Annotated in this window: 3 protein-coding genes; all 3 read left to right on the plus strand. The window is 66.0% G+C overall.

Translation table 11 applies throughout. The features are described from left to right. Positions 1-1,286: sugar ABC transporter ATP-binding protein (locus tag EN749_RS33855; protein WP_145991125.1), on the plus strand; the 1,286-nt coding region annotated here is incomplete at its 5' end. After that, entirely contained in the window at positions 1,283-2,299 is a 1,017-nt protein-coding gene (locus EN749_RS33860) for an ABC transporter permease (RefSeq protein ID WP_027035281.1), read from the plus strand. The genes EN749_RS33855 and EN749_RS33860, both read left to right, overlap by 4 nt. Before the next feature lie 236 nt (positions 2,300-2,535). Then, on the plus strand, positions 2,536-2,700 hold the full coding sequence (locus EN749_RS37955) for a hypothetical protein (RefSeq protein WP_164873689.1): 165 nt from the start codon (positions 2,536-2,538) through the stop codon (positions 2,698-2,700). Positions 2,701-2,714 lie beyond the last annotated feature (14 nt).

A 2,714-nucleotide genomic window follows, 5' to 3' on the forward strand; every position in this document is an offset into this window, starting at 1 on the left:
ACCAGGAGCTCAGCCTGATCCCGACGCTGACGGTGGCGGAAAATATCTTTATCGGCCGCGCGCCGATCGGTCCGTTCGGGCTGGTCAGTTGGAAGCGGATGGAGCAGGACTCCCGCACGATCATCGCCCGCGTCGGCCTCTCCATCGATCCGATGACGCCGGTGTCGGCGCTGTCGGTGGCCGAACAGCAACTGGTCGAGATTGCCCGCGCCCTGTCGCTGAAAAGCCGGCTGATCATCATGGACGAACCGACCTCGGCGCTGACCGAGACCGAGGTGCAGCGGTTGCTGTCGATCATGGACCGGCTGCGCAAGGACAAGGTCGCCATCATGTTCGTCACCCACCGGCTGGAGGAAGCCTCCGCCATCTGCGACCGCATGACGGTGCTGCGCGACGGTAGGCTGGCCGGGCATCTCGACCGTGAGGGTGGACCGATCGCCCTGCCCAAAATCATCGAGAAGATGGTTGGCCGCGCGGCGTCCGAGCTCTACGCCCGGCCGGCGCAACGCGCGGTGGCCGGCGATGTCGTGCTGTCGGTGCGCGGCCTGCGCACCGTGCGCGATCCCGAAGCGCCGCACGCCATCGTGCTCGACGGCGTCGACATCGACCTCAAGGCCGGTGAAATCCTCGGCGTTGCCGGGCTTGTCGGCTCGGGCCGCACCGAACTGGCGCGCGCCATTTTCGGCGCCGACCGCATCGCGGCCGGCACCATCACGCTCGATGGCAAGCCGATCGCCCCGGCATCGCCCGCAGACGCCATTGCGCTCGGCATCGGCCTGCTGCCGGAGGACCGCAAGCACCAGGCGATCTTTGCCGCGCTGGGCATCCTGCCGAATTTCTCCATCGCTTCGCTAGGCAGCTTCAGCAACGGTTTCGGCTTCATGGCCGAGCGGCGCGAGCGCGATGCGCTGTCCGGGTTTCGCAAGATGCTGTCGATCCGCATGGCTTCGGCCGAGCAGGCGATCGAAGGCCTGTCGGGCGGCAACCAGCAGAAGGTGATCCTGGCGCGCTGGCTGGCGCGCGATCCGAAAGTGCTGATCGTCGACGAGCCGACGCGCGGCGTCGATGTCGGCGCCAAGACAGAGGTGCACCAGATCCTGGTGCAGCTTGCGGCGCGCGGCATTGCGGTGATGATGATTTCGTCCGAGCTGCCCGAGGTGCTTGCGGTGTCGGACCGCATCGTCACCATGCGCCGGGGACGCATCACCGGCCAGATGCCGGGCGTCGAGGCAAACGAGGAAAGACTGATGGAACTGATGGCACTCGACCGCAAGGAGACACTATGAGCGTGGCGGGGGAACAGGATCAGCGCGGCGGCATCAACTTCGCGCGGCTTTTGATGAGCTTCGGGCCGCTGCTGTTCCTGGTGGCGCTGATCATCGTCTTCACCGTGCTGAAGCCGAGCTTCATGGACCCGATCAACCTGTTCAACATCACAAGGCAGATCTCGATCACCGGGCTGATCGCGCTCGGCATGACCTTCGTCATCCTCACCGCCGGCATCGACCTGTCGGTCGGTTCGCTGCTCGCCTTCTGCGGTATGGTCGCCGCCGTGGTCGCCAAGGGTGGCTCCGCCAACACGCTGTCGCTGTCGACGAGCGGCACGCAAGGATTCGGCTGGTTCGCAGCACTCTTGGCCGCCGTCGTTGTGGGCGCTGCCGCCGGCGGGGTGCAAGGGCTTGTCATCACCCGGCTGAAAGTGCCGCCCTTCGTCGTTACGCTGGGCGGGCTGACGGTGTTTCGCGGGCTGACGCTGACCATCTCCAATGGCGGCCCGATCTCGGGCTTCGACGCCTCGATGCGCTGGTTCGGCACCGGCCTGATCGGCCCCGTGCCGGTGCCGGCGCTGATCTTCGCCGCGGCCGCCATCCTGTGCCACATCGTGCTGCGCTACACCCGGTATGGCCGCGCCGTCTATGCCGTCGGCGGCAATGCGGAAGCAGCGCGGCTGTCAGGCCTGCGCGTCGACCGCATCCTGGTCTCGGTCTATGTCATCGTCGGCTTCTTCGCCGGGCTTGCCGCTTTCGTGCTGTCGGCGCGGCTGAATTCCTCGGAAGCGGTCGCCGGCATCGGCTACGAGCTGACGGTCATTTCGGCCGTCGTCATCGGCGGCACCTCGCTGTTCGGCGGCATCGGCTCGGTCGGCGGCACGGTGGTCGGCGCGGCGCTCATCGGCGTGCTGCAGAACGGGCTGCAGTTCAACAACGTCTCGTCCTATACGCAAAGCATCGTCATCGGGCTCATCCTGATCCTGGCGGTGGCGTTTGACCGGTGGCTGAAATCGCGGGTGAGAAGGTGAGGGGGACGGTTCTCCCTTCTCCCCCTGTGGGAGAAGGTGGCCTCGCGAAGCGAGGTCGGATGAGGGGTGTTCCAGGGAACGCCAACGCCCCATTCCGTCACGCACCCCTCATCCGTCTCGGCGCTATCGCGACGATCCACCTTCTCCCACAAGGGGAGAAGGGGAGCCCCCCTTTCTTGCAAAACAGCCGTCCTTTGCTAGAAAGGTTTTGGCGGGTGGCATCGTGAGAGAACCTAATGTTTGCCGATATCATCAGACCGATCACCCTAGGTTTTTCGCTGCTGCGGCGGTTCTGGCCGCAACTCGTGGCACTCGTGCTGGCCGGCGTGCTGGTCGGCGATCTCCTCATGCAGCTCGCGGCGAAGGTGGCGCTGGCCAATCACTTCGCCGGGCGCGGCTGACATAGGCGCGCATC

Origin of the sequence: Mesorhizobium sp. M7A.F.Ca.ET.027.02.1.1 (assembly GCF_004022985.1) — a bacterium.
Lineage (GTDB): Bacteria > Pseudomonadota > Alphaproteobacteria > Rhizobiales > Rhizobiaceae > Mesorhizobium.

Bases quoted from the DNA above. Each gene is read 5' to 3' on its own strand.
- EN749_RS33860 (WP_027035281.1), top strand. From the start codon at position 1,283: ATGAGCGTGGCGGGGGAACAGGATCAGCGCGGCGGCATCAACTTCGCG.
- EN749_RS37955 (WP_164873689.1), top strand. From the start codon at position 2,536: ATGTTTGCCGATATCATCAGACCGATCACCCTAGGTTTTTCGCTGCTG.